This window comes from Streptomyces sp. NPDC005722 (assembly GCF_040630935.1).
GTDB lineage: Bacteria > Actinomycetota > Actinomycetes > Streptomycetales > Streptomycetaceae > Actinacidiphila.
Map to the genome: position 1 here is coordinate 32,287 of NZ_JBEXYN010000022.1, position 22,726 is coordinate 55,012.

Consider the following 22,726-nt stretch of genomic DNA (forward strand, 5'->3'; position numbering starts at 1 on the left):
GCCGCGGTCACGTCACGGGTTCGACCGCCCGGGCCCACGCTCAGGGGTTGGGGTGCTCCGCAGAGCGCTCCGCGAAGACGCGCATGGCCTTGGCCGTGACCGGGCCGGGACGGGCCCCGGTGGCCAGTTCGCGGTCGTCGACCCGGTGGACGCCCTGGACGTCGCGCAGCGAGGAGGTCACGAAGATCTCCTCCGCCTCGGCGAGCACCTCGAACGGCAGGTCGGCCTCCTCCGCGCCGGCCCACTCCACGACCAGTTCGCGGGTGATCCCGGCGAGGCACCCGGAGGCGAGCGGCGGGGTGAGGAGCGTGCCGCCGAGCACGACGAAGACGTTGGAGCCGGTGCCCTCGCAGAGGCGTCCCTGCGTGTTGGCGAACAGCGCCTCGGAGGCGCCGTGCTGGTGGGCGCGGGCCAGGGCGACGACGTTCTCCCCGTACGAGGTGGTCTTCAGCCCGGCGAGCGCGCCCTTCTCGTTGCGGGTCCAGGGGACGGTGACGACGGCCGTCGTGTCCGGGCGGACGGTCGCGGCGCCGAGGGCGACGACCAGGGTGGGGCCGGTGGTGCCGCGTTCGGAGCCGAGCGGCGAGGTGCCCCCGGTGTAGGTGACGCGGAGCCGGCCGTGGGCCACCGGGTTGGCGGCGAGGACCGCCTCGCAGGCGTGCCGCACCTCGTCCAGGTCGGGCTCGGGCAGGCCGAGGCCGCGCGCGGAGCGGGCCAGCCGGCGCAGGTGCCGGTCCATCGCGAAGGCACTGCCCCCGGTGGCCTTGAGCGTCTCGAAGACGCCGTCCCCGACGGTCAGGCCGTGGTCCATGACGGACACGGACGCCTCGTCGGTCTCGCGCAGCGCGCCGTTGACCCAGATCGCGCCGGCGGTGGTCGTGCTCACGGTGTCACTCTGCCCCATGGTTCCGTTCGCCTTCGTTCGAGTCGTACGTACCCGACGCTACCGCCAGCAGCCGGGATGCCTTCAGTTCCGTCTCGTCCCACTCCCGCTCCGGGTCGGAGCCCCAGGTGATCCCGGCGCCGGTGCCGAAGCGCAGCACGGGGCCGCCGGGGGCGGCGCGGTCGATCCAGAAGGTGCGGATGCCCACGGCGAGCTCGCCGGTACCGCGGTCGGCGTCGACCCAGCCGATGCCGCCGCAGTAGGGGCCGCGAGGGGCGGTCTCCAGTTCGGCGATGACGCGCAGGGCGCTGGACTTGGGCGCTCCGGTGACGGAACCCGGCGGGAACGCCGCGTCCAGCAGCGCGGCCCACCCGGCGCCCTCGCGCAGTTCGCCGCGCACCGTGGAGACGAGGTGGACGAGACCGGGGTGCTTCTCCACGACGCAGAGCTCGGGGACGGTCACGGTGCCGGTGGCGCAGACCTGCCCGAGGTCGTTGCGGACCAGGTCGACGATCATGACGTTCTCGGCGTGGTCCTTGGGCAGCAGGTCGGCCTCGGTGCGGCCGGTGCCCTTGATCGGACCGGACTCGACCACCTCGCCCCGGCGGCGCAGGAAGAGTTCGGGGGACGCGCTGGCTACCTCTATGCCGTGCGCGGGCAGCCGGACCGTCCCGGCGTACGGGGCGGGGTTGCCGCGGGCGAGGACGGCGGCGAGGGCGTCGATGTCGGCGTCCGGGTCGGGCAGCGGCGCGGTGAGCACCCGGCAGAGGTTGGCCTGGTAGACCTCGCCCGCCGCGATGTACTCGCGGATCCGGCGCACTCCGGCGGTGTACCCGGCGCGGTCCAGCGAGGACGTCCAGTCGCCGCGCGCGGGGCCCTTCCAGAGCCGGCGGGGCGGCGCCGCGGCGGGTTCCCGCCGCACGTTCCCGAAGCGCGCGCAGACCGTCCCGCCCTCGAATCCGGCGACGACGGCCCAGAAGCCTGAGGAGTCCAGCGCGGCCGGGTCGGTGGTGACATCCCGCAGGTCGGAGGCGACGAGGCCGCCGAATCTGGCGAGGGGCTCGAGGTCGGGCACGGGGCTTCCCAGGTCGGTCCGGAGGGGCGAGTGCGAGTCTAAGTCGGCGGCGACGGACCAGATGCGCTGGTCACCGACCCGGCACGCTGCGCAAACGCGTTTTGGTGGCGGAGCCGTAATCCGCTAGAGTTCAACTCGTCGCCGGGACGCGGAAGCGCACCGGCGGAGGTCCCGCCCGGGTGCGAGCTCCGGGGGAGACGCTGCGGACGTGGCTCAGTTGGTAGAGCATCACCTTGCCAAGGTGAGGGTCGCGAGTTCGAATCTCGTCGTCCGCTCGAAGTGGGGGTCACCGCCCCCGCGCTGGTGGAGTGGCCGAGAGGCGAGGCAACGGCCTGCAAAGCCGTCTACACGGGTTCAAATCCCGTCTCCACCTCTGAGGACGATTAGCTCAGCGGGAGAGCGCTTCCCTGACACGGAAGAGGTCACTGGTTCAATCCCAGTATCGTCCACTGGGCCCGGAAGGGCCTTCCCCAGCGCTTCGGCACGGGGTCCCGAGCGCGATTAGCTCAGCGGGAGAGCGCTTCCCTGACACGGAAGAGGTCACTGGTTCAATCCCAGTATCGCGCACGCTGCACCAGCACCACCCGCAGTACCGAGGACGATTAGCTCAGCGGGAGAGCGCTTCCCTGACACGGAAGAGGTCACTGGTTCAATCCCAGTATCGTCCACCAGCACCCGAGGGCCGGAGCGTTCGCTCCGGCCCTCGGTCGTTTCACGACGAGAAGAGCATGTGGGCCCAGCTCTGGTGCTTGTGGTGGCCGTGGTGACCGCCGTGGTGGCCGCCGCCGTGCGGGGCACCCCAGGCCGGCGCGGCGTGCTGCTGCGGGTACGCCTGCGGGTAGCCCGCGGGCGGCGGGGCGGGCTGGGCGTACTGCCCCTCCATGCGGGTCAGCGCCTCGAGCTCCCCGTAGTCCAGGAAGATCCCCCGGCAGTTGCCGCACTGCTCGATCTGGACGCCGCTGCGGGTGAACGTCTGCATCGGGCCATGACACTTGGGACAGAGCATCGTCGGCTCATCTCCTCGTTCGCGCCGGCCGGGGGTCGTCCCCCGGCGTAGAACTGCACTTTACTTCCGCGATTCGGCGGCAGGTGTCGAGGACGGACTGTTCCGTCCCGTCGAGCACGCGGCCCTCCTGCGCGGCCTTGGCGACGGCTGTCGCCGCGGTCTGTACGGCCAACGCCCGTGCCGCCACGTCGAGATGCGGCCACGGGTCGCCGTCCGCCTGGACGGCGGGGCCACCGCCGGCGCGGTACGCGCCGAGGAAGCGGCCCCAGTCGGCGGGGTCGAGCAGCCCGGCGGCGAACCACATCGCGGGCCGGGCCAGGTCCCAGGCGGGCTCGCCCAGCCCGAGGTCGTCCACGTCTATCAGGCACCACGGGCCGTCGGGGGCCGGGTGGCGCACCAGTTGGCCCATGTGCAGGTCGCCGTGGCACAGCACCTGCCGGGGCTGCGGGGCCTCGCCGCGGGCCCAGGGCGGCAGGCCCTGCCAGGCGGCCAGCACCGCAGGGTCGCCGGCGCCCGCCGCGAGCATCCTGGCGACCGCGCGGGCCGCCCTGACCGGGCCGCGCATCCGCGGCAGCGGGCCGGGCAGCCGGGCCGGCGGCACCGTGTGCAGCCGGGCCAGGAGCGCGCCGGCCTCGGCCCAGGGCGCGGAGTCCGGGTCGTCGTGGGCGACGGGCTCGCCGAGGGGCCACAGGCTCACGGTGCGGCCCAGGAGCACGGTGCTCAGCGCGCCCCCGTGGTCGGGCAGCGGCGCCGGGGGCAGCAGGACACCGTGCAGCAGCGGATCGGCGGCCACCCGCAGCCGCAGGGCGAGTTCCCCGGGATCGGTGCCCGGGGCGTGCGCCTTGGCGACGAGCCGGCCGCCGCGGACGACGGTGACGTCGGGCCGTTCGGCGAGGACGTCGGTGGCCTCGGGCCGTTCGGCGGGGACGCCGGAGCGCACCTGGCCGGGCACACGCGAGGCCGCTGCCGCGACCGCCCCCAGGGCGTGCGTCAGCGGTGCTCCGCTGCTGCTCACTTCCTCCCCCACCGCCCGTGTCACCGGCCCACTGTGCGGCAGCGCGCCGCCCACTGGCAATGCCGGGTGCGATGCCCGGGTACCGCCACAGGTACCCGGGCATTCGTGCCGTCCGCCGTACCCCCGTCCCCACGGGGTTGTTCACCGGTCCTCACGGACCCGGACCGCTCATCCGGGGCCGCGGGGCGTCTGTCAGCGCCCCATCAGACCGGCTACGGACGACGCCTGTGTGACCACCGCGTCCCAGCCGCCGAAGGCCACCGCGAGCAGCACCGCGAGCGGCAGCACCATCGCCACCGCCACCAGCGGATGCCGGGTGCCCGACGGGCGTATGCCGAAGGCGGCGATCCTGCGGCCGCGCGTCGGCCGCACCGTACGGCTCACCGTGTTCGCCATGGCCCTCTCCCGGGTCGTGGTCCGTGATCATGCACAGTTGTCTGGGCGGCGGGCGTTTGACCTCGGGGGACGAGTGCTCCGCCCGCCGCTTGACCTCAACACTAGGCGCGGGGCGGGCAGCGGTCGTCATGCCCTCGTACCGCTTCCCTGGCCTCCCCGAGGATGACTCGGGGACCGGCCGCGTACTCCCCTGGGTGGAGGGATCCGGCCGCACCCCCGGGACATCCCCGAGGGGATGTCCCGGGCGGCTGCGGCCGGGGCCCGTCAGGCCCGCTCCTCGTCCTCCGCGTCGCCGGTCGGCATGGGCTGTTCGACCAGGGCGAGGACCCGGGTGGCCATGAAGCGCGCGGTGCGCACCACGGAGCCGGACCTGGTGACTTCGCTCACTTCCACCACCCCTCGGCGGACCGCGGTCTCGACCCTGCGGCCCGCCCTGGTGGCGACCACTTCGTACGTCCTTGTCGTGTCGCCGGCGTCGACGACTATCTCCACTCGATCACCCTTCATGGCGTCAATCCCCCTTGCCCGACGGACTGTTGACGGCATGACGAAATTCCGGGCCGTCAGCGGCCGGAATCTTCCCCACTCTTCAAGGATCCCATCCGGCACTGACAATCCGCCGCCCCGCGCGGGCGCGGCCTCGCGGCGCGACGGTCGGTCAGTCCGTAAGCTGTCGGGGTCAGACTGGCCAGGCAGGCAGCGGGGATGGACGACATGGCGATGATGCGGCTCCGGCGCGAGGACCCGCGTGTCGTCGGCTCGTTCCGGCTGCACCGCCGGCTGGGCGCGGGCGGCATGGGCGTCGTCTACCTGGGCGCCGACAAGCGCGGCCAGCGGGTCGCGCTGAAGGTCATCCGCCCCGAACTGGCCGAGGACCAGGAGTTCCGCTCCCGCTTCGCCCGCGAGGTGTCCGCCGCGAGACGCATCCGCGGCGGCTGCACGGCCCGGCTGGTCGCCGCCGACCTGGAGGCGGACCGCCCGTGGTTCGCCACGCAGTACGTGCCCGGGCCCTCGCTGCACGACAAGGTCGCACGGGACGGCATGCTCCCGGCGGCGGAGACCGCCACCATCGGCGCCGCCCTGGCGGAGGGACTGGTCGCCGTCCACGAGGCCGGGGTCGTCCACCGCGACCTGAAGCCCTCCAACATCCTGTTGTCGCCCAAGGGCCCGCGGATCATCGACTTCGGCATCGCCTGGTCCACCGGCGCGAGCACCCTCACCCACGTGGGCACCGCCGTCGGCTCCCCCGGCTTCCTCGCGCCGGAGCAGGTACGCGGGGCGGCGGTCACCCCGGCCACCGACGTCTTCGCCTTCGGCGCGACGCTGGCGTACGCGGCGATGGGCGACTCGCCCTTCGGGCAGGGCAGTTCCGAGGTCATGCTCTACCGGGTCGTCCACGAGGAGCCGGACCTCACCGGGGTGCCGGACTCACTGGCCCCGCTGGTGTACGCGTGCCTCGCCAAGGACCCTGAGCAGCGGCCCAGCACCGTCCAACTCTCCGAGCGGCTGGCCGAGATCGCCGCCCGGGAGGCACGCGGCCTGGGCGCGGTGACCGGCCGGCGCGACATCGTGCCCAAGGCGTCCGGTCCGCGTCCTGAGCGGCCGACGGGGCCGCGGGCGCAGGCGTACGCGGAGCAGCAGACCGAGCGGCGGACGGCGACGGGCACGCCGGCGGCGCCCCCGCGCACCCCGGCCTCCCCGCGGACGCCCGCCGCGCCCCGCACCCCGGCCCGGACCGGACCGGGGCGCACCCCGGCCCCCCGCACTCCCGCGGGCCGCCGACCGGGCGCCGACCGGCGGCTGTTGCGGCAGCGGCTCATCGTCTTCGTCACCGTGACGCTCCTCGTCGCGCTCGGCATCGCCGCGGCGCAGGGGTGCCAGGGGCCCAGCCGGGGGATCGGCTTGTTGCCGGGGGGCGGGGCGGGCGTGGCGAGCGTGCCGCACGTGCCCTAGCGGGGCTCCGCTGTGGGCGACTACGCCGTGCCGCCCGGTTGTTGTGTGCGGCTTTGCGCCTGCGGCGGGCTGCCTCCCGCCCTCCCCCAGCCTTCGGCCGGGGGGACCCCCATGGGCCCACCCCGCCACACACCCTCCGGCCGGTTTGCGCGCGCAACGGCCGGTGGAGGGTATGGAGGCAGGCCGGGGCGCCCCGAACCGCCCTGTGACCCCCTGCGGCCCTACGGTTCAAGCCCACATCATTCGGCACCGAATCCCACCGCGCCTCTCCCCTCCGGCCGGTGTGGCCGCATTACGGCGGTGGGGGGAACGTAGGCAGTCCGGGGATGCCGCCCACCTCTGCGGCGGGCCCCGTCCCTCCCCTTGGGCGGGCGCCGTTCTCGCGTGGGCGATGACAGCCGGTGAGGGGTGCGTCGGACACGTGCGGTGCCCCCGGACTGACTTCTGACCATCCGGCCGCCGCGACTGCGGGTGCTTCGGGGCGCTGTCGGGCGGACGGCGGGAGATCGGGCCCGCTTTCAGCGGTATAGCCGTCGGAAGAGAGCCCGATGTCCGATCGGGGAAGCACCCGCAGACGCCGGTTACGGCGGGCGCGCCACCCACGAACGGTGGGCGTGGTCACCGGCCATCTATACCCGCGGACGGCAACGAGACCCGAGCCAGACGAACAACCAGCCCCGCTCCGGCGCCTGAACCCCAACCGACCACCGACCCGCACACCGCACACAAGGCAGGCCCCCCCTCCCACCCGCAGCCGGCATCTTTGCGCCCGCAGGGCGCGAGACGGCGGTCGCTGTCGAGACGCGCCAACCGCGCCGGATGGGGGCACCTCCGGCCGCAGGCTGGGGGTGGGCGGAAGAGAACCCCAACAGCAACCACGACGGCGCCGCACACAACGTCCCGGGGGGGGTGACGAAAGTGCGCCCCGTGGGTTAATTTCTAAGCGCTTGCTTAGGCTACCCATACGCGGAGGGACGCATTCGCATGACGGTCACACCGGAGGTGCTGCGCGAGCGTGTGCGCGCGCTGCTGGCCTCTCACGATCCGGCGGCGACGGCCCGCCCGGACTTCCTGCGGGCCCGGTTCGACGCCGGGCTGGCGTGGGTGCACTACCCGGAGGGCCTCGGCGGCCTGGGCGCGCCCCGCGCGATGCAGGGGGTCGTGGACGCCGAGCTGGGCGCCGCGGGGGCGCCGGACAACGAGCCGCGGCGGATCGGCATCGGCCTCGGGATGGCCGCCCCCACCGTGCTCCGGTACGGCACGCAGGAGCAGAAGGCCCGCTTCCTGCGCCCGCTGTGGACCGGGGAGGAGGTCTGGTGCCAGCTGTTCAGCGAGCCCGGCGCCGGATCGGACCTGGCGGGCCTGCGCACCAGGGCCGTACGCGACGGCGACGACTGGATCGTGACCGGCCAGAAGGTGTGGACGTCCAACGCCCACAACGCGCGTTGGGCGATCCTCATCGCCCGCACCGACCCGGACGTCCCCAAGCACCAGGGCATCACGTACTTCGTGTGCGACATGAGCACCCCCGGCGTCGAGGTGCGTCCGCTGCGGCAGATCACGGGTGAGGCCGAGTTCAACGAGGTCTTCCTGACGGACGTGCGGATCCCCGACGCCCACCGCCTGGGCGAGGTCGGCGACGGGTGGCGGGTGGCGCAGACGACGCTGATGAACGAGCGGGTCGCCATCGGCGGCACGGCGCTCCCCCGCGAGGGCGGGATGATCGGTACCGTCGCCGCGACGTGGCGGGAGCGGCCCGGGCTGCGCACGCCGGACCTGCACGACCGGCTGCTGCGGCTGTGGGTGGACGCCGAGGTCACCCGTCTCACCGGCGAACGGCTGCGGCAGCAGCTCGCGCTGGGCGCCCCGGGCCCGGAGGGCTCGGGCATGAAGCTCGCGTTCGCCTCGCTCAACCAGCGCATCAGCGGCCTGGAGGTCGAGCTGCTCGGCGAGGACGGACTGCGCTACGGCGACTGGACGATGACCCGCCCGGAGATCGTCGACTTCTACGGCCGTGACGCCGGTTACCGCTACCTGCGGGCCAAGGGCAACTCGATCGAGGGCGGGACGTCCGAGATCCTCCGCAACATCATCTCCGAGCGTGTCCTCGGCCTGCCCTCCGAGCCCCGTACGGACAAGGACGTCCCCTGGAAGGACCTGCCGCGATGAGTTCCGACCTGCTCTACTCCGACGTCGAGAACGACCTGCGCGCCGCGGTGCGCGCTCTGCTCACCGACCGGTGCGCGCCGGCGGACGTCCTGGCGCGCTGCGAGGGCGCGGAGCCGTACGACGCCGCGCTGTGGCGGACCCTGGCCCGCGAGGTGGGGGTCGCCGGGCTGCTGGTGCCGGAGAAGCTGGGCGGCCAGGGGGCCTCCGCGCGGGAGGCAGCGGTCGTGCTGGAGGAACTGGGGGCCTTCGTGGCGCCCGTGCCCTTCCTGGGCAGTGCCGTGCTGGCCACCACGGCGCTGCTGGCGAGCGGCACCTCGGAGGCCGACGCACTCGTGGCGCGGCTGGCGGAGGGCGAGCGGACGGCGGCGCTGGCCGTGCCGCTGCCCTCGGCGCCGGGTGCGGACCTCGGCCGGGCGGTGCGGGCCGACGCGGACGGCGTCCTCCGCGGGCGCGTGACCAGCGTCGCCGACGCGACCGCGGCGGACGTGCTGATCGTGCCGGCGACCGGTCCCGACGGGCCCGGGCTGTACGAGGTACCCACCGACGCACCCGGCGTCGCCCTGTCCGTGCCGGTGCCGCTCGACCTGACCCGGCCGATCGCCGACGTCGCCTTCGACGGGGCGGCGGCCCGCCGGGTCGCCGGGCCAGCGACGGCCGCGGCGGCCGTGGAACGGGCGCTGCTGTCGGGCGCCGGACTGCTGGCCTCGGAGCAACTGGGCCTGGCCCAGCGGTGCCTGGACGAGACGGTGGCGTACCTGAAGGAGCGTCACCAGTTCGGCCGGGTCGTGGGCTCCTTCCAGTCCCTCAAGCACCGGCTGGCGGACGTGTGGCTGGAGGTCGTCCAGTCCCGCGCCGCCGCGCGCAACGCCGCCGACGCGCTCGCGGGCGACAGCGCGGACGCCCCGGTCGCGGTCGCCGTGGCACAGGCGTTCTGCGCACCGGTCGCGGTGCGGGCCGCGGAGGAGTGCGTCCAACTGCACGGCGGCATCGGCATGACCTGGGAGCACCCGGCCCACCTGCGGCTCAAGCGCGCCAAGGCCGACGAGATCGCCCTGGGCACGCCCGGCCGCCACCGGGCCGCCCTCGCCGCGCTGGTGGACCTGCCGGCCGCGGCGGGCTGAGTCAGTCCCGGGGGCGGCCGGTCGCCACCGCGTAGAACGCGACGGCGGCGGCCGCCCCCACGTTCAGCGAGTCCACCCCGTGCGCCATCGGGATGCGCACCCACTCGTCGGCCGCGACCAGGGCACGGGTCGACAGGCCGTCGCCCTCGGCGCCGAGCATCAGCGCCGCGCGCTCCAGCCGGTGCGGGGCTGCCTCGTCGATGTCGGCGGCCTTCTCGTCGGGGGTCAGCGCGAGCAGCTTGAAGCCCGCCTCCCGGACCGTCTCCAGGTCCCGGGGCCAGTTCTCCAGCCGGGCGTACGGCACGGAGAAGACGGCGCCCATCGAGACCTTCACCGACCTGCGGTAGAGCGGATCGGCGCAGTCCGGGGAGAGCAGGACGGCGTCCATGCCGAGGGCCGCCGCGCTGCGGAAGATGGCGCCGATGTTGGTGTGGTCGTTGACCGACTCCATGACGACGATCCGCCGCGCGTCGCCCAGCAGGTCGGCGGCGACGGGCAGTTGCCTGCGCTGCATCGAGGCGAGGGCGCCGCGGTGCACGTGGTAGCCGGTCACCTGCTCGGCGAGCTCCGGGCTGACCGCGTACACCGGCGCCGGGACCTCGTCGATGACGTCCCGCATGACGTCGACCCACTTGGCCGACAGCAGCATGGAGCGCATGCGGTAACCGGCCTGCCGGGCGCGCCGGATGACCTTCTCGCCCTCCGCGATGAACAGTCCCTCGGCGGGCTCGCGGCGCCGGCGCAGCTCCACGTCCGTCAGGGACGTGTAGTCGCGCAGGCGCGGGTCGTCGGGATCGTCGATGGTGATGAGCTCAGCCACAGGGTGATACTGCCTTGTCCGAAGTGCGGTGCCAACGGCACCGACGTCACTGGTTACCGCCGGTTACGCGATCGCCCACGGCGACGACCTCGCCGATGACGATCACCGCGGGCGGCCGGACGCCCTCCACGGCCACCCGCTCCCCCACCGTCGCGAGCGTCGCGTCGATCCGGCGCTGGGCCGCCGTCGTGCCCTCCTGGACCACCGCGACGGGGGTGTCCGCGCCCCGGCCGTGCTCCACGAGCGCGGCCGCGATCGGGCCGATCCGCTCCACGGCCATCAGCAGCACCAGCGTGCCGCGCAGCCGGGCGAGGGCCGCCCAGTCCACCAGCGAACGCGGGTCCTCCGGCGCCACGTGACCGCTGACCACCGTGAACTCGTGGGCCACGCCCCGGTGCGTGACCGGGATGCCGGCGGCGGCCGGAACGCTGATGGAGCTGGAGATCCCGGGCACCACGGTGCAGGGGATGCCGGCTTCGGCCAGCGCCTCCGCCTCCTCCATGCCGCGCCCGAACACGTACGGGTCCCCGCCCTTGAGCCGCACGACCGCCTTGCCGGCCTTCGCGTGCTCGATCAGCGCCGCGTTGATCGCCTCCTGGGCCATCGCCCGGCCGTACGGGATCTTGGCGGCGTCGATCACCTCGACGTGCGGGGGCAGTTCGTCGAGCAGGTCGCGCGGGCCGAGGCGGTCGGCGATGACCACGTCCGCCTCCGCGAGCAGCCGGCGGCCGCGCACGGTGATCAGGTCCGGGTCGCCCGGGCCGCCGCCCACCAGCGCCACCCCCGGGGTCCTCCCCCGGTGCTGCGGCGCCGCGAGCGAGCCGTCGCGCAGGCCCTCCACGATCGCGTCCCGCACGGCCGCGGATCGCCGCGGGTCCCGGCCGGTCAGGACGGCCACCGTCACGCCCTCGGTCCGTCCGGTCGCCGGGGTCCACGCGGTCGCCGCGTCGGCGTCGTCGCTGCGCACGCACCACACCCGGCGCTCCTCCGCCTCCGCGGAGGCCGCGGCGTTCGCCTCGGGGTCGGTGGTGGCGATCAGCGCGTACCAGGCGTCCGCGAGGTCGCCGGGCCGGTAGCGGCGGCGCTCCCAGCGGATCTCGCCGGCGGCGGCCATCGCGTCCACGGACGGCGTCGCGGACGGGGAGACCAGGACGACGTCGGCCCCGGCCGCGACCAGCGGGGGCAGCCGTCGCTGGGCCACCTGGCCGCCGCCGAGGACGACCACGCGCCGGCCCGTGAGGCGCAGTCCGACGGGGTAGGCGGGTGCGGGTGGGTCGTTGCGGTCCTCGGCGGCGGTCATGGCGGTGCGGCTCCTAGGGTGTGCCTCGCGGCGCTTGCGTCGCGGCGCTTGCCTCGCGGCGTGACGGGGTGGGGTTGCGGGGCGACCCTGCCCCGCACCAACCCTACGGTGCGGTGGGGCTGGGGCGCAGCGCCCAAGATCACACCTGCGGCGCTACCCGGGGTTCATGGTTGCGGCCTGTTGTTGTGTGCGGGTTGTTTGCGCCTGCGGGCGGCTGCGCCGGGCTGCCCGGTGGTTGCGTGCGGGTGCGTTGTGGGTTCTGTTGGGGGTTCTCCCACCCTCCCGCCCGATTGCCCGGCGCGATTGGTGCGGGTCTCGCACGTTGTGTTGGGGTCGGCGCCGCGCCGGCGCACGTCCTCAACGCTCGCGGTTTACGCCCACATCATTCCGCGCCGGGTCCACCGCTCGTCGTTTCCGGGCGCACCCCGACACACCCCCTCCTGTTGTGTGGGCGCACAACGGCCGGTGGGGGGTCAGAAGGCAATCCGGGGCGCCCCGAACCGCTCACTTGCCCCACGGCCCCACGGGTTCAGCCCGCATCATTCGGCACCGGGTCCGCAGCTCGTTTCCCCCGGCCTTCGGCCAGGGGGAGCCCCCCGACACACCCCCTCCCGCCGTATGGGCGCACAACGGCCGGTGGGGGGTCAGATAGGCAACCGGCGTGACCCGAACCTCTACGTGGCGCCTCACGGCCCCGCGGTTTCAGCCCGGATCGTTCGGTGCCGCTGCTCGGCTCCCCAGCCTTCGGCCAGGGGGAGCACCCCGCCACACGCCCTCCGGCCGGTTCAGGCGCATGACGGCCGGTGGGGGCGGTAGGGCACCCGGGGTGACCCCGGACCGCCCTGCGACCGCACAGCCCCGCTGCCCATCTCCCCGGTCAGGGGCAGCTGGGGAACCGGGGTGCGCCGGACCGCCTTCGAACCCCCCACCGGCCGTTGGTCGCCGTCGATAGGGAGGGGGTGGGGGAGTTGGGGGCACCCCCGGCCGAAGGCTGGGGGAGGGTGGGCGTTCTGGACGCTGACGTGTATTTGATGTGCGGCATCCCGGGTGACCAAGCGCAGGTGCCCGCCATGCACATAAATATGCGGTACAGAATGCCCATCCGGAGGCCCCGCCCCCGGCCCACCCATGCACAGAGCGCACGCCCGCACCAACCATGCCGGATGGGGGTCCCCCCGGCCGAAGGCTGGGGGAGGGAGGGTGGGTGGGCGAAAAAATCTGCGCCCACCACGACCCCCCGCGTCAGGACTTCTCGGTGACCCCGGCAGAGTCGAACGTCGCCACCTCGTGCATCGCCCGCGCAGCACTCTGCACCAGCGGCAGCGCCAGCAACGCCCCGGTGCCCTCGCCGAGCCGCAGGTCGAGTTCGACCAGCGGCCGCAGGCCCAGCTTGGTGAGCGCCGCCCGGTGGCCGGGCTCGGCGCTGCGGTGGCCGGCGATGCAGGCCGCGAGGACCTCCGGGGCGATGGCCCGGGCCACCAGGGCGGCCGCGCCGGCGCTGACGCCGTCGAGGATGACCGGGGTCCGCAGGGAGGCCGCGCCGAGCAGCAGGCCGACCATGGCCGCGTGCTCGAGGCCGCCGATCGCCGCGAGGACCTCGGTCGGGTCGGACGGGTCGGGCCGGTGGAGTTCGAGGGCGCGCCGCACGACGTCGATCTTGCGGGCGTGCATCTCGTCGTTGATGCCGGTGCCGCGCCCGGTGACCTCCGCCGGGTCGACCCCGGTGTAGACGGAGATCAGGGCCGCGGAGACAGTGGTGTTGGCGACCCCCATCTCCCCGGTGAGCAGCGCCTTGTTGCCCGCGGCGACGAGGTCGCGGGCGGTCTCGATGCCGACCTCGATCGCGCGCAGGGCCTCCTCGCGCGACATGGCGGGCCCGGCGGTCATGTCGGCGGTCCCGGGACGGATCTTGCGGGGCAGCAGGCCGGGGGTGCTGGGGAGGTCGGAGGCGACGCCGACGTCCACCACGCACACCTCGGCGCCCACCTGGTTGGCGAAGGCGTTGCACACGGCCCCGCCGCCGAGGAAGTTGGCGACCATCTGGCCGGTGACCTCCTGGGGCCAGGCGGTGACGCCCTGGGCGTGCACCCCGTGGTCACCCGCGAAGATCGCGACGGCCGCGGGCTCCGGGATCGGCGGCGGGCACTGCCGGGACAGCCCGCTGAGCTGCGCTGAGATGATCTCCAGCATGCCGAGCGCGCCGGCCGGCTTGGTCATCCGCTTCTGCCGCTCCCAGGCCTCGCCGAGCGCCTTGGCGTCCAGCGGGCGGATGCCGCGCAGGGTCTCCTCCAGGAGGTTGTGCGGCTCCTCGCCGGGCAGCGCCCGGTTGCCGTACTCCTCCTCGTGGACGACCCAGGACAGCGGGCGGCGCTTGGACCAGCCGGACTGCACCAGTTCGGGGTCCTCGGGGAACTCGTCGACGTAGCCGACGCAGAGGTACGCGACGACCTCGAGGTGCTCGGGCAGGCCGAGTTCGCGGACCATCTCCCGCTCGTCGAAGAAGCTGACCCAGCCGACGCCGAGGCCCTCGGCGCGGGCGGCCAGCCAGAGGTTCTCCACGGCGAGCGCCGACGAGTACGGGGCCATCTGCGGCTGGGTGTAGCGGCCCAGCGTGTGGCGGCCGCCGCGGGTCGGGTCGGCGGTGACGACGATGTTGACCGGGGTGTCGACGATCGCCTCGATCTTCAGCTCGCGGAACTGCTTGGCCCGGCCCTTGGGGAGGGACTTGGCGTACGCGTCGCGCTGCTGCATGGCGAGTTCGTGCATGCGCTCCCGGGTCTTGGCGGAGCGGATGACGACGAAGTCCCACGGCTGGGAGTGGCCGACGCTCGGCGCCGTGTGGGCCGCCTCCAGGACGCGGATCAGCACCTCGTGCGGGATCGGGTCCTTGCGGAAGCCGTTGCGGATGTCGCGGCGCTCGCGGATGACGCGGTGCACGGCGTCCCGGACCGCGGGGTCGTAGCCCTCGGCGGCGGGCAGCAGCGGCTCCGGGTCCTGCTCCTCTTCGGCCTGCGGCGCCTCGGGCTCCTCGGCGGCCTGCGGTTCCGCGGGCTCCTCGGGCGCCGCCTGCGGCTCGGGCTCGGGCTGCGCCTCGGGCTCGGGCTGCGGCTCCGCGGCGACGGCCGGGGGCTCCTCCACCACGACCGCGACGGGGGCGAGGGCGGGAGCGGGTTCAGGTTCGGCGACCGGTTCGACGGCGACCGGCTCCTCGGGCACCGCGACGGGCGCGGGAGCGGGCTCCACCGGGGCCTCGACGACGGGCTCGGGCACCACGACCGGCTCCGGCGCCACGACGGGCTCGGGCACCTCCGGGACGACCGGTGCCGCGGGCACCTCGGCGGCCGGCTCCATGCCGAACGGCAGGGGCTCGTCCGGGGTTTCCAACGGCGGCACGGGCACGGCCACGGCCACCGGCTCGGGTTCCGGCACGGCCACCGGCTCCGGCGCGGCCACGGCGGCCACCGGCTCGGGTTCGGGCTCGGGCGCCGCGGCTGCGGGCACGACGACCTCGGGCGCGACGACCTCGGGCGCGGCAGGCGTCTCGTCGCGGGGGATGTCCAGGTACTCGGGGCCCACGGTGGGCGGCCCGGACTGGCGCAGGGGCGCGGCGACCGGCTGCGGCACGGGCGTGGGGGCGGCCGGGGTGGCCGGGGTGGCCGGACCGCGGTCGGCCAGGGAGCGGACGATGCCGCCGCCGTTGGACGGGTCCGGGATCGGGGGGCCCATGTGGAGGGGGCGGCGCGGCGGTACGGGGGCGGCCGGGGCCTCCTCCTGCACCTGTGCCTGCGTGGGCACATGGGGCTGCGGGGCCGGCTCGGCCTCCAGGACCGGGTCCTCGGCGGGCTCGGGCTGGGCGAAGGGCTCCGCCGCCACGGGCACCGTCTGCTCCGCCGCGAAGGGCGCGGGCTGTTCGGCCGACACCTGCTCAGGTACCGGGGCCCCCGGTACGAGCGGCACCTCGGTACGGACCGCGGAGTAGTCGAGGGAGACGGAGTCGCGGCCGCCGCTCTCGTGGGCGTCGTGCTCGACGCCCACGGGCGCCGCGGGCATCCCGTGCGGGATGTGCTCGACCGGAACGGCGACGGGGGCGGGGGCCTGCGCCGGGACCGGCACGGGCGGGGCCGGCGGAGCGGGAGCCGGAACGGGTGCGGCGACCTGGACCGGCGGCGGGACGGGCTGCGGGTCGGCCCAGGACCCCTGCAGACCCGGCATCAGCAGCATCTCCTCGTCCTCGTCGACCGGCAGGACGCCGGACGGCTGGTCGAGGTACTGGTACTCGGGGGGAACCGGCGCGGTGAGCGGATCGACGTCCCACGAGGGGACGGCGTGCTGCTGCGCGCCACTGCCGGGAAGGTCGGCGTGCGGCTGCAGAACCGCTTCTTCGCCTGCGTTCTCCGGCAGTCCCTCACCCGGGACCTGGCCGGTGTCAGTCATGCGTGCCCCTCGCCCATCGGTTTCGCTCCTTCCATCGCTGCGCCGAGCACACTGCCCACAGAGAGAACGAGCGTGGGCGGCAACCGGCACGACGACGGCGATTGACCGGTACTGATCATTACTGATCAGCCCTCACGCGACGTCAATGCGCGACGACGGCACAGCGGTCAGTCAGCCTACCGTGCGTGTGCCCGCACGCGCCCAGGGGGGTTCACCTCAAACCGGTGCCAATACGGGCGCAACCCACCGGCTCACCTGCGGTGTCCGAGGAGCGCGAAGACCACCGTGCGCTCCCGCTCGGACCACTGGTCGTTCAGCTCCACTGCCTGCAACAACGCGCGTTCCACGGTGTATCCGCCCTCGTCCAGGGCGCGACTGACGGCTTCGGCCTCGTCCCGGTTCGCGGCGCTCGCGGCGATTCGCTCCGGCCGGCGTGCGGCGCAGGCCGCGACGACCTCCGCTCCGCCGCCCCCGATGCGCACGATGTCCGGTTCCGGAAGGTCCTCCAGCACGTGCGGCGCACGGCCGTGGACGACGCGCACCTGCACCCCGAAGTCCCGTGCGGTGTCCTCGATCCGCTCGCACGCCGCGGCGTCGGCCTCGACCGCGATGACGGCCGCGCCGAAGCGCGCCGCCTCCACGGCGACGGCCCCGCCGCCGGCGCCGATGTCCCAGAGCAGGTCGCCCGCCCGCGGCCCGAGCCGGGCCAGTTGCAGGGCACGCAGCTGCGCGGGGCCGTCCTCGGGCGCGTAGCGCTCGGCGGGCAGCGCCCAGCCCCGTACGCGGTCGGACGAGTCGGGGTCCCCGCCCGCCAGCCAGGCGGACCGCGCGGTGGCCGGGACGGGCACGGGGCCGGCGGCCGGGGCGGCGCCGACGACGAGGACGACGTTGGGGTCCCGCCAGGTGTGGTCGGCCACCTTGTCGGAGGTGAGCACGGTGACCTGCTCGTGCTCGGTGCCGAGGGCCTCGCAGATCACGAAGGTGCGGTGCTCGTCGCCGAGGAGCAGGGCGAGTTCGGCGGGTCCCGCGCCGGGCGCGGTCAGCACGGCGACCTTGGGGTGGGCGCGGCAGACGTTGACGGCCCGGCGCAGGGTGCGGGTGTGCGCGACGACCACCCGGGCGTCGTCCCAGGGCATGCCGGCCCGCGCGAAGGCCTGGGCGACCGAGGAGACGCCGGGGACGACCTCGACCTCCAGCCCGTACTCGGGGGTGCGCAGGGCCCGCACGACCCCGAAGAAGCCGGGGTCGCCGTCGGCGAGGACGACCGCGGTGCCGCGGTGCCGCGCGATGCGGCGGGCGGCCAGGTCGATGCTGCCCAGTACGATCCGCTCGGCGTCCTCCGGCACGAAGGGCAGTGCCAGGTGGTGCCGGGTCCCGGCCACCAGCGTGGCGGCCGACAGCGCGGAACGCGCCGCCTCGCCGGGTGGTGAGCCGTCCCACCCGATCACCGTGACACGGTCGGCCATCGTCGTCCTGCCTCCTGGGCGCGTCGCGGTGTGGTGCCCGGGTGAGGTGATCCCGGGGTGTGCACAGTACCCCGGCCAGGATCTTGCGCCAGCGGGTGCTCACTGCCAGTCGGCGTACGCCCCGTAGTCGGAGCCGTCGGCGGACTCCTCCGAGAGGCCGTCGAGGTCCTCGGGAAGCAGGCTCCACACGATCAGGTCGGTGCGGATCTCCTCCCAGCGGCCGTCGGCCTCCCCGTCGGGGCGGGTGCGGACCAGGCCGGCGCCTCGCAGTACGCCCTCGCTGATGCAGCCGATCTTCTGCGCGACCTGCTGGGAGGCGGCGTTGTCGGCGGCGGTGCGCAGTTCCAGGCGCTCGAACTTCTGGTCGTCGAAGAGCCACTGGGCGGCGGCCTGGACGGCCTCCGCGGCGTAGCCCTCGCCGCGCGCCCAGGGGGCGATCAGGTAGCCGGCCTCGCTGCTGCGGATGCGCCAGTCGGTGCGCTGCAGGTGGACGGTGCCGACGAGCCGCTGGGTGAGGAACTCGGTGACGGCGAGCACGATGCCCCGGCCCTCCGCGCGCTCGGCGGGGGCGAACTCGGCGATGAAGGAGCGGGCGTCCGCCTCGGTGTACGGGTGCGGCACGGAGGTCCAGGCGATCACGGACTCGTCGTTCATCATCTCCGCCAGGGCGGGGACGTCGGACTCCTCGTACGTGCGCAGCACCAGCCGCTCCGTACTGATGGAGATCTCCGGGAAGCTGGTCATTCGACGCTCCGTAGCCAGGGCATGTGTGAAGTGCACAGCATGCAGCATCCACCGGTTCACCCGCAGGACCGGGTCGCTGCGGGGGCCTGCGCGGCCGTCGCCCCAGGGTACGTCCAACCATCGGCACGACGGGAGCAGTTGGTGTGCTGTTCCCCGGCTTTTCCGCAGGTCCGCCACGCCCGTGGTCATGGGGTCCTGCTACCGTCTGCCCGCGTGACGGTGCACCACGCAGCAGGAGTCGGATATCAGCGGGCCGCGGGTGTGTACGAGCGGTCGCGGCCCTCGTACCCCATGGCGGCCCTGGCCGAGTTGGCGGACGCGCTGCCCCTCGAGGCGGGCCGTACGGTGGTCGACCTGGGCGCCGGCACCGGCAAGTTCACCCGTCTGCTGGCCCTGACGGGCGCGGAGGTGATCGCGGTCGAGCCGGTGGCGGAGATGCGGGAGCGGCTCGCGGAGCTGCTGCCGGGGGTGCGGGTGACGGGAGGGACGGCCGAGGCCACGGGCCTGCCGGACGGGTGCGCGGACGCGGTGGTGGCGGCGCAGTCCTGGCACTGGTTCCAGGAGGAGGAGGCGCTGGCGGAGGTCGAGCGGCTGCTGCGGCCGGGCGGTTCGCTGGCGCTGGTGTGGAACACCTACGACACCTCGGTCCCGTGGGTGCGCGACTACCAGGACATCGTCTTCCGGCTGGCGCCGCGTGACCTGCCGAGCCCGCTGGACGGCGGCTGGCGCAAGGCATTCACCGGCCGCGCGGGCTGGTCGCGGATGCACGAGCGGCACTGGCCGAACCTGCACTCGACGACGGTGACGGACGTGGTGGAGCGCATGACGTCCTCCAGCCACATCGCGGTGATGGACCCGGCCGAGCAGGAGCGGGTGCGGGCCGAGGTCGAGGCGGTGCTGGCCGGGCACGACGCCACGCGCGGCAAGGACGCCGTGGAGATGCCGTACACCACGGACGTGTACTGGGTGCGGCGCCGCTGAGCGGTCGCCCCCGCTGTCGGTGGGGCCCTGTTGAATGGGCGCATGGACGCGGACCGGCTCAGGGGTCTCTGCCTCGCCTTCAACGGCGCCGTGGCGGAGAACCCCTTCCCGCGTGACCCGGAGGTGACCGTCTTCAAGGTCGGCGGGAGGATCTTCGCCATCAGCGCGCTGGGGGGCGAGCCGCTGAAGGTGAGCCTGAAGTGCGACCCCGACCTCGCGGTGCGGCTGCGGGCGGAGCACCCGGCGATCGTGCCGGGATGGCACCTGAACAAGCGCCACTGGAACACGGTGACGCTGGAGGGTTCGCTGCCCGACACGATGGTGCGGGAGCTGGTCGAGGACTCCTACGACCTGGTGGTGGCGCGGCTGCCACGCGCGGAGCGGCTGCGGCTGGACTGGCCGGGTGAGGCGGGGGACGGGGCGCGCTGAGCGCGCTGTCCGGCCCCCGCCGGGGCCCGGTGGCTCAGGAGGGGATGACGGAGCCGGCGTACGTGTCCTCGATGAACTTCTTCACCTCGGGCGTGGTGAGCAGCTTCTTCAGCTTGAGCACACGCGGGTCCTTCTCGTTGCCCTCCTTGACGGCGAGGAAGTTGCCGTAGGGGTTGTTGTCGGCGGACTCCAGCACCAGGGCGTCGTCGGCGGGCTTGAGCCCCGCGGAGATGGCGTAGTTGCCGTTGATCACGGCGGCGTCGACGTCCTGGAGGGAGCGCGGCAGCTGGGCGGCCTCGAGCTCCTTGAACTTCAGGTCCTTGGGGTTGCCGGTGATGTCGGCGGGGGTGGCCTCGTTGCCGACGCCGTCCTTGAGGGTGATCAGGCCGTTGGCGGCGAGCAGCTTGAGGCCGCGGGCCTCGTTCACCGCGTCGTTGGCGACGGCTATCGTCGCACCGTCCTTGATCGCGTCCGCGGACTTCAGCTTGTCGGAGTACAGGCCCAGCGGCTCCAGGTGCACCGTGACGACGGGCACGATGTGGGTGCCCTTCTTCTTGTTGAAGTCGTCCAGGTAGGGCTGGTTCTGGAAGTAGTTGGCGTCGACCGAGCCGTCCTCGGTGGCGGTGTTCGGCGTCACGTAGTCGCTGAACTCCTTCACCTCGAGCTTGAGCCCGGCCTTGGCCGCCAGCTTGTCCTTGACGAAGTTGAGGATCTCCGCGTGCGGGACGGGGCTCGCGGCGACGACGAGCGGGTCGCTCGCGCTGTCCTTCTTGGTGCCGGAGTCCCCGCCGCAGGCGGTCAGGCCGAGGGTGAGGCCGGCGGCGGCGAGGACGGCGGTCGTGATCTTGATGCTGGTACGCACGAAAAGTGCCTTTCTGGAACGGTGTTGCCTTGCGGTGTCAGGAGGCTTCGGGGGTCGCGGCCGGGCGCAGGAGGCGCAGCCGGGGCGCGGTGGAGGTGCGGCCGCGGTGCGAGGCGGCGCGGGCGGCGAGGTCGCCGGCGAGCTGGACGACGGTCACGATGACGATCAGCACGCCGATCGTGACGAGCATCAGCGAGGTCTCGAACCGCTGGTAGCCGTAGCGGATGGCGAGGTCGCCGAGGCCGCCGCCGCCGATGGTGCCGGCCATGGCGGAGTAGCCGATGAGCGCGATCACGGTCGTGGTGAGCCCGGCGATCAGGGAGGGCAGCGATTCGGGCAGCAGGGCCTTGCGGACGACGGTCCAGGTGCTGCCGCCCATGGCCTGGACGGCCTCGACGAGTCCGCCGTCGACCTCGCGCACGGAGGTCTCCACCAGCCGCGCGAGGAACGGTATGGCGCCGATGGAGAGCGGGACGACCATGGCCTCGGCGCCGATGGTGGTGCCGATCACCCAGCGGGTGAAGGGCAGCACGGAGATCATCAGGATGAGGAAGGGCAGTGAGCGGCCGAGGTTCACGACCGCGCCGACGGCCTTGTTGACCGGGGCGTTGCGCAGCAGTCCGCCGCGGTCGGTCAGTACCAGCAGGACGCCCAGCGGCAGTCCCCCGGCCAGCGCGATCAGCGTGGACCAGCCGACCATGATCAGGGTTTCCCAACAGGCCTGCGACAGCAGCGGCTGCATCTGCGACCAGGTCACTTCGCGGCCTCCTCGACCAGCTCGTGACCGGCGGCCGGGGCGACGTCGACCTGGAGGCCCTTCTCGCGGAGGAAGCCGATCGGCACCACGTTGTCCTCGAAGGCGCCGGGCAGCTCGATCCGCATCCGGCCGACCTGGCGGCCGCCGATGGTCTCCAGGGCGGCGCCCAGCACGGAGATGTCGATGTTGTAGGTGCGGGAGAGCTGGGAGATGACGGGCTCGGTGGCGGCCTCCCCGTGGAAGGTGAGGTCGACCACGGTGCGGCCCTCACCGGACGGCTCGCCGCCGACCGGGAAGAGTTCGTGGGCCAGTTCGGAGCCGGGCGTGGCGAGCAGGTCGGTGACCTTGCCGGATTCCACGATGCGGCCTCCCTTCATCAGCGCGGCGGAGTCGCAGACGGCCTTGACGACGTCCATCTCGTGGGTGATGAGCAGGACGGTCAGGCCGAGCTGCTGGTTGAGGTCGCGCAGCAGTTGCAGGATCGAGCGGGTGGTCTCGGGGTCGAGCGCGGAGGTGGCCTCGTCGGAGAGCAGCACCTTGGGGTCGCCGGCCAGGGAGCGGGCGATGCCGACGCGCTGCTTCTGGCCGCCGGACAGCTGCGCCGGGTAGGCGCGGGCCTTGTCGGCCAGGCCGACCAGGTCGAGCAGTTCGAGGGCCTTGCGGCGGCGTTCGCGGCCGCTGACCCCGAGGATCTCCAGGGGCAGTTCGACGTTGTCGCGGACGGTGCGCGAGGACAGCAGGTTGAAGTGCTGGAAGACCATGCCGATGCCGGTGCGGGCGGTGCGCAGCGCGGAGCCGGCGCGGTCGGAGCGGCCGGCCAGCGCGGTCAGGTCGCGGCCGGCCACCTCGACGGTGCCCGAGGTGGGCCGCTCCAGCAGGTTCACGCAGCGGATGAGCGTGCTCTTGCCCGCGCCGCTGCGTCCGACGACGCCGTAGACCTCGCCCTCGCGGACGTGCAGGTCGACGCCGTCGAGGGCCACCGTCTCCCGGTCACGGGAACGGTAGACCTTGGTCAGGCCCGTTGTGGTGATCACTGGATTTCCGTCACTGTCGAGTGCGCGGCGGACGAAAGCCGCACACGGGGCGTATGGACCGCGGACATGGCATGGCTCCGCCCCTCGGGGGGCGCGGGAGGAGGTCAGCAGTGGGTGCCGGGCGGCTGGGGGTCGTGCGCCAGCCGGCAGCGGCGGAAGGTCTGCTGCGATTCCGTGAGCATGGAGGTGTGCGGTCCGTTGCAGGAGGGGCGGGTCTCGCTTCGGGGCACGAGACTCAGATGGCGTGGGCCCTCAGCGTGCACACATTCGACACATACGAC

General features: G+C 73.9%; 19 protein-coding genes and 5 tRNA genes. 10 read left to right on the forward strand and 14 right to left on the reverse strand.

Annotated features, from left to right (window positions below; genetic code table 11):
- Nucleotides 1–40: 40 nt before the first annotated feature.
- Both ABZ479_RS24065 and ABZ479_RS24070 read right to left on the reverse strand, forming a co-directional pair.
- Entirely contained in the window at nt 41–904 is an 864-nt protein-coding gene (locus ABZ479_RS24065; protein ID WP_500463500.1) for an aminotransferase class IV, read from the reverse strand.
- Nucleotides 891–1,958, reverse strand: coding sequence for a chorismate-binding protein (locus tag ABZ479_RS24070; protein ID WP_500463501.1), 1,068 nt, complete (start codon nt 1,956–1,958; stop codon nt 891–893). The genes ABZ479_RS24065 and ABZ479_RS24070 overlap by 14 nt, the downstream gene beginning before the upstream one ends.
- A 202-nt stretch (nt 1,959–2,160) precedes the next feature.
- Between ABZ479_RS24070 and ABZ479_RS24075 the strand changes: the two genes are divergently transcribed.
- The 5 genes from ABZ479_RS24075 to ABZ479_RS24095 all read left to right on the forward strand — a co-directional run bounded on the left by ABZ479_RS24075 (nt 2,161) and on the right by ABZ479_RS24095 (nt 2,629).
- A tRNA-Gly gene (locus ABZ479_RS24075) sits at nt 2,161–2,233 on the forward strand.
- 27 nt (nt 2,234–2,260) lie between these two features.
- Nucleotides 2,261–2,331, forward strand: a tRNA-Cys gene (locus ABZ479_RS24080).
- 4 nt (nt 2,332–2,335) lie between these two features.
- Nucleotides 2,336–2,407: transfer RNA gene (locus ABZ479_RS24085), tRNA-Val, on the forward strand.
- A gap of 46 nt (nt 2,408–2,453) precedes the next feature.
- Nucleotides 2,454–2,525, forward strand: a tRNA-Val gene (locus tag ABZ479_RS24090).
- A gap of 29 nt (nt 2,526–2,554) precedes the next feature.
- Nucleotides 2,555–2,629, forward strand: a tRNA-Val gene (locus ABZ479_RS24095).
- Nucleotides 2,630–2,670: 41 nt separating this feature from the next.
- Here the strand turns inward: ABZ479_RS24095 and ABZ479_RS24100 are convergent.
- The 4 genes from ABZ479_RS24100 to ABZ479_RS24115 all read right to left on the reverse strand — a co-directional run bounded on the left by ABZ479_RS24100 (nt 2,671) and on the right by ABZ479_RS24115 (nt 4,882).
- Nucleotides 2,671–2,964, reverse strand: coding sequence for a TFIIB-type zinc ribbon-containing protein (locus ABZ479_RS24100; protein ID WP_500463502.1), 294 nt, complete (start codon nt 2,962–2,964; stop codon nt 2,671–2,673).
- Nucleotides 2,965–2,971: 7 nt separating this feature from the next.
- Nucleotides 2,972–3,979 carry a phosphotransferase enzyme family protein gene (locus tag ABZ479_RS24105; protein WP_500463503.1) on the reverse strand — a complete coding sequence of 336 codons (1,008 nt, stop codon included), beginning with the start codon at nt 3,977–3,979 and terminating at the stop codon, nt 2,972–2,974.
- A 192-nt stretch (nt 3,980–4,171) separates the two neighbouring features.
- Nucleotides 4,172–4,375 carry a hypothetical protein gene (locus tag ABZ479_RS24110; RefSeq protein WP_499603408.1) on the reverse strand — a complete coding sequence of 68 codons (204 nt, stop codon included), beginning with the start codon at nt 4,373–4,375 and terminating at the stop codon, nt 4,172–4,174.
- A 264-nt stretch (nt 4,376–4,639) separates the two neighbouring features.
- A complete protein-coding gene (locus ABZ479_RS24115; RefSeq protein ID WP_037733380.1) occupies nt 4,640–4,882 on the reverse strand; it encodes a DUF8836 family protein in 243 nt (80 codons plus the stop codon).
- Nucleotides 4,883–5,089: 207 nt separating this feature from the next.
- On the opposite strand from ABZ479_RS24115, the gene ABZ479_RS24120 reads away from it, so the two are divergent.
- From ABZ479_RS24120 to ABZ479_RS24130, 3 genes are all read left to right on the forward strand, one after another.
- Entirely contained in the window at nt 5,090–6,328 is a 1,239-nt protein-coding gene (locus tag ABZ479_RS24120; protein ID WP_500463573.1) for a serine/threonine-protein kinase, read from the forward strand.
- A 984-nt stretch (nt 6,329–7,312) separates the two neighbouring features.
- On the forward strand, nt 7,313–8,497 hold the full coding sequence (locus ABZ479_RS24125; protein ID WP_500463504.1) for an acyl-CoA dehydrogenase family protein: 1,185 nt from the start codon (nt 7,313–7,315) through the stop codon (nt 8,495–8,497).
- Nucleotides 8,494–9,618: an acyl-CoA dehydrogenase family protein gene (locus ABZ479_RS24130; RefSeq protein ID WP_500463505.1), complete on the forward strand. Its 1,125-nt coding sequence runs from the start codon at nt 8,494–8,496 to the stop codon at nt 9,616–9,618. The genes ABZ479_RS24125 and ABZ479_RS24130 overlap by 4 nt, the downstream gene beginning before the upstream one ends.
- Before the next feature lies 1 nt (nt 9,619).
- Here ABZ479_RS24130 and ABZ479_RS24135 read toward each other — a convergent pair whose 3' ends face one another.
- The 5 genes from ABZ479_RS24135 to ABZ479_RS24155 form a co-directional block, all read right to left on the reverse strand.
- Nucleotides 9,620–10,438 carry a TrmH family RNA methyltransferase gene (locus ABZ479_RS24135; protein WP_499603411.1) on the reverse strand — a complete coding sequence of 273 codons (819 nt, stop codon included), beginning with the start codon at nt 10,436–10,438 and terminating at the stop codon, nt 9,620–9,622.
- Nucleotides 10,439–10,484: 46 nt separating this feature from the next.
- The gene (gene cobA, locus ABZ479_RS24140) at nt 10,485–11,738 is read right to left on the reverse strand and encodes a uroporphyrinogen-III C-methyltransferase (protein WP_500463506.1); all 1,254 of its coding nucleotides are present in this window, start codon (nt 11,736–11,738) and stop codon (nt 10,485–10,487) included.
- 1,242 nt (nt 11,739–12,980) lie between these two features.
- On the reverse strand, nt 12,981–16,172 hold the full coding sequence (gene cobT, locus ABZ479_RS24145; RefSeq protein WP_500463507.1) for a nicotinate-nucleotide--dimethylbenzimidazole phosphoribosyltransferase: 3,192 nt from the start codon (nt 16,170–16,172) through the stop codon (nt 12,981–12,983).
- 251 nt (nt 16,173–16,423) lie between these two features.
- Nucleotides 16,424–17,638, reverse strand: a complete 1,215-nt coding sequence (gene cbiE / locus ABZ479_RS24150; protein WP_500463508.1) for a precorrin-6y C5,15-methyltransferase (decarboxylating) subunit CbiE — start codon at nt 17,636–17,638, stop codon at nt 16,424–16,426.
- A gap of 99 nt (nt 17,639–17,737) precedes the next feature.
- The gene (locus tag ABZ479_RS24155; RefSeq protein WP_500463509.1) at nt 17,738–18,382 is read right to left on the reverse strand and encodes a GNAT family N-acetyltransferase; all 645 of its coding nucleotides are present in this window, start codon (nt 18,380–18,382) and stop codon (nt 17,738–17,740) included.
- Nucleotides 18,383–18,595: 213 nt separating this feature from the next.
- On the opposite strand from ABZ479_RS24155, the gene ABZ479_RS24160 reads away from it, so the two are divergent.
- Nucleotides 18,596–19,363: a class I SAM-dependent methyltransferase gene (locus ABZ479_RS24160; protein ID WP_499603416.1), complete on the forward strand. Its 768-nt coding sequence runs from the start codon at nt 18,596–18,598 to the stop codon at nt 19,361–19,363.
- A gap of 42 nt (nt 19,364–19,405) precedes the next feature.
- On the forward strand, nt 19,406–19,792 hold the full coding sequence (locus ABZ479_RS24165; protein WP_500463510.1) for an MmcQ/YjbR family DNA-binding protein: 387 nt from the start codon (nt 19,406–19,408) through the stop codon (nt 19,790–19,792).
- A 34-nt stretch (nt 19,793–19,826) separates the two neighbouring features.
- On the opposite strand, the gene ABZ479_RS24170 is transcribed toward ABZ479_RS24165, so the two are convergent.
- The 3 genes from ABZ479_RS24170 to ABZ479_RS24180 are packed head-to-tail and all read right to left on the reverse strand — an operon-like array spanning nt 19,827 to nt 22,445.
- Entirely contained in the window at nt 19,827–20,654 is an 828-nt protein-coding gene (locus ABZ479_RS24170) for a MetQ/NlpA family ABC transporter substrate-binding protein (RefSeq protein WP_500463511.1), read from the reverse strand.
- Between the two features lie 37 nt (nt 20,655–20,691).
- On the reverse strand, nt 20,692–21,411 hold the full coding sequence (locus ABZ479_RS24175; protein ID WP_499603421.1) for a methionine ABC transporter permease: 720 nt from the start codon (nt 21,409–21,411) through the stop codon (nt 20,692–20,694).
- Complete coding sequence (locus ABZ479_RS24180) at nt 21,408–22,445, reverse strand: methionine ABC transporter ATP-binding protein (RefSeq protein ID WP_499603423.1); 1,038 nt, start codon at nt 22,443–22,445, stop codon at nt 21,408–21,410. The genes ABZ479_RS24175 and ABZ479_RS24180 overlap by 4 nt, the downstream gene beginning before the upstream one ends.
- Nucleotides 22,446–22,726: the final 281 nt, after the last annotated feature.

Excerpts from the sequence above, each read along its gene's own strand:
- ABZ479_RS24155 (WP_500463509.1), bottom strand. The coding sequence starts at position 18,382 with ATGACCAGCTTCCCGGAGATCTCCATCAGTACGGAGCGGCTGGTGCTG.
- ABZ479_RS24115 (WP_037733380.1), bottom strand. The coding sequence starts at position 4,882 with ATGAAGGGTGATCGAGTGGAGATAGTCGTCGACGCCGGCGACACGACA.
- ABZ479_RS24110 (WP_499603408.1), bottom strand. The coding sequence starts at position 4,375 with ATGGCGAACACGGTGAGCCGTACGGTGCGGCCGACGCGCGGCCGCAGG.
- cobA (WP_500463506.1), bottom strand. The coding sequence starts at position 11,738 with ATGACCGCCGCCGAGGACCGCAACGACCCACCCGCACCCGCCTACCCC.
- ABZ479_RS24125 (WP_500463504.1), top strand. The coding sequence starts at position 7,313 with ATGACGGTCACACCGGAGGTGCTGCGCGAGCGTGTGCGCGCGCTGCTG.
- cbiE (WP_500463508.1), bottom strand. The coding sequence starts at position 17,638 with ATGGCCGACCGTGTCACGGTGATCGGGTGGGACGGCTCACCACCCGGC.
- ABZ479_RS24130 (WP_500463505.1), top strand. The coding sequence starts at position 8,494 with ATGAGTTCCGACCTGCTCTACTCCGACGTCGAGAACGACCTGCGCGCC.
- ABZ479_RS24120 (WP_500463573.1), top strand. The coding sequence starts at position 5,090 with ATGGCGATGATGCGGCTCCGGCGCGAGGACCCGCGTGTCGTCGGCTCG.
- cobT (WP_500463507.1), bottom strand. The coding sequence starts at position 16,172 with ATGACTGACACCGGCCAGGTCCCGGGTGAGGGACTGCCGGAGAACGCA.
- ABZ479_RS24100 (WP_500463502.1), bottom strand. The coding sequence starts at position 2,964 with ATGCTCTGTCCCAAGTGTCATGGCCCGATGCAGACGTTCACCCGCAGC.
- ABZ479_RS24065 (WP_500463500.1), bottom strand. The coding sequence starts at position 904 with ATGGGGCAGAGTGACACCGTGAGCACGACCACCGCCGGCGCGATCTGG.
- ABZ479_RS24165 (WP_500463510.1), top strand. The coding sequence starts at position 19,406 with ATGGACGCGGACCGGCTCAGGGGTCTCTGCCTCGCCTTCAACGGCGCC.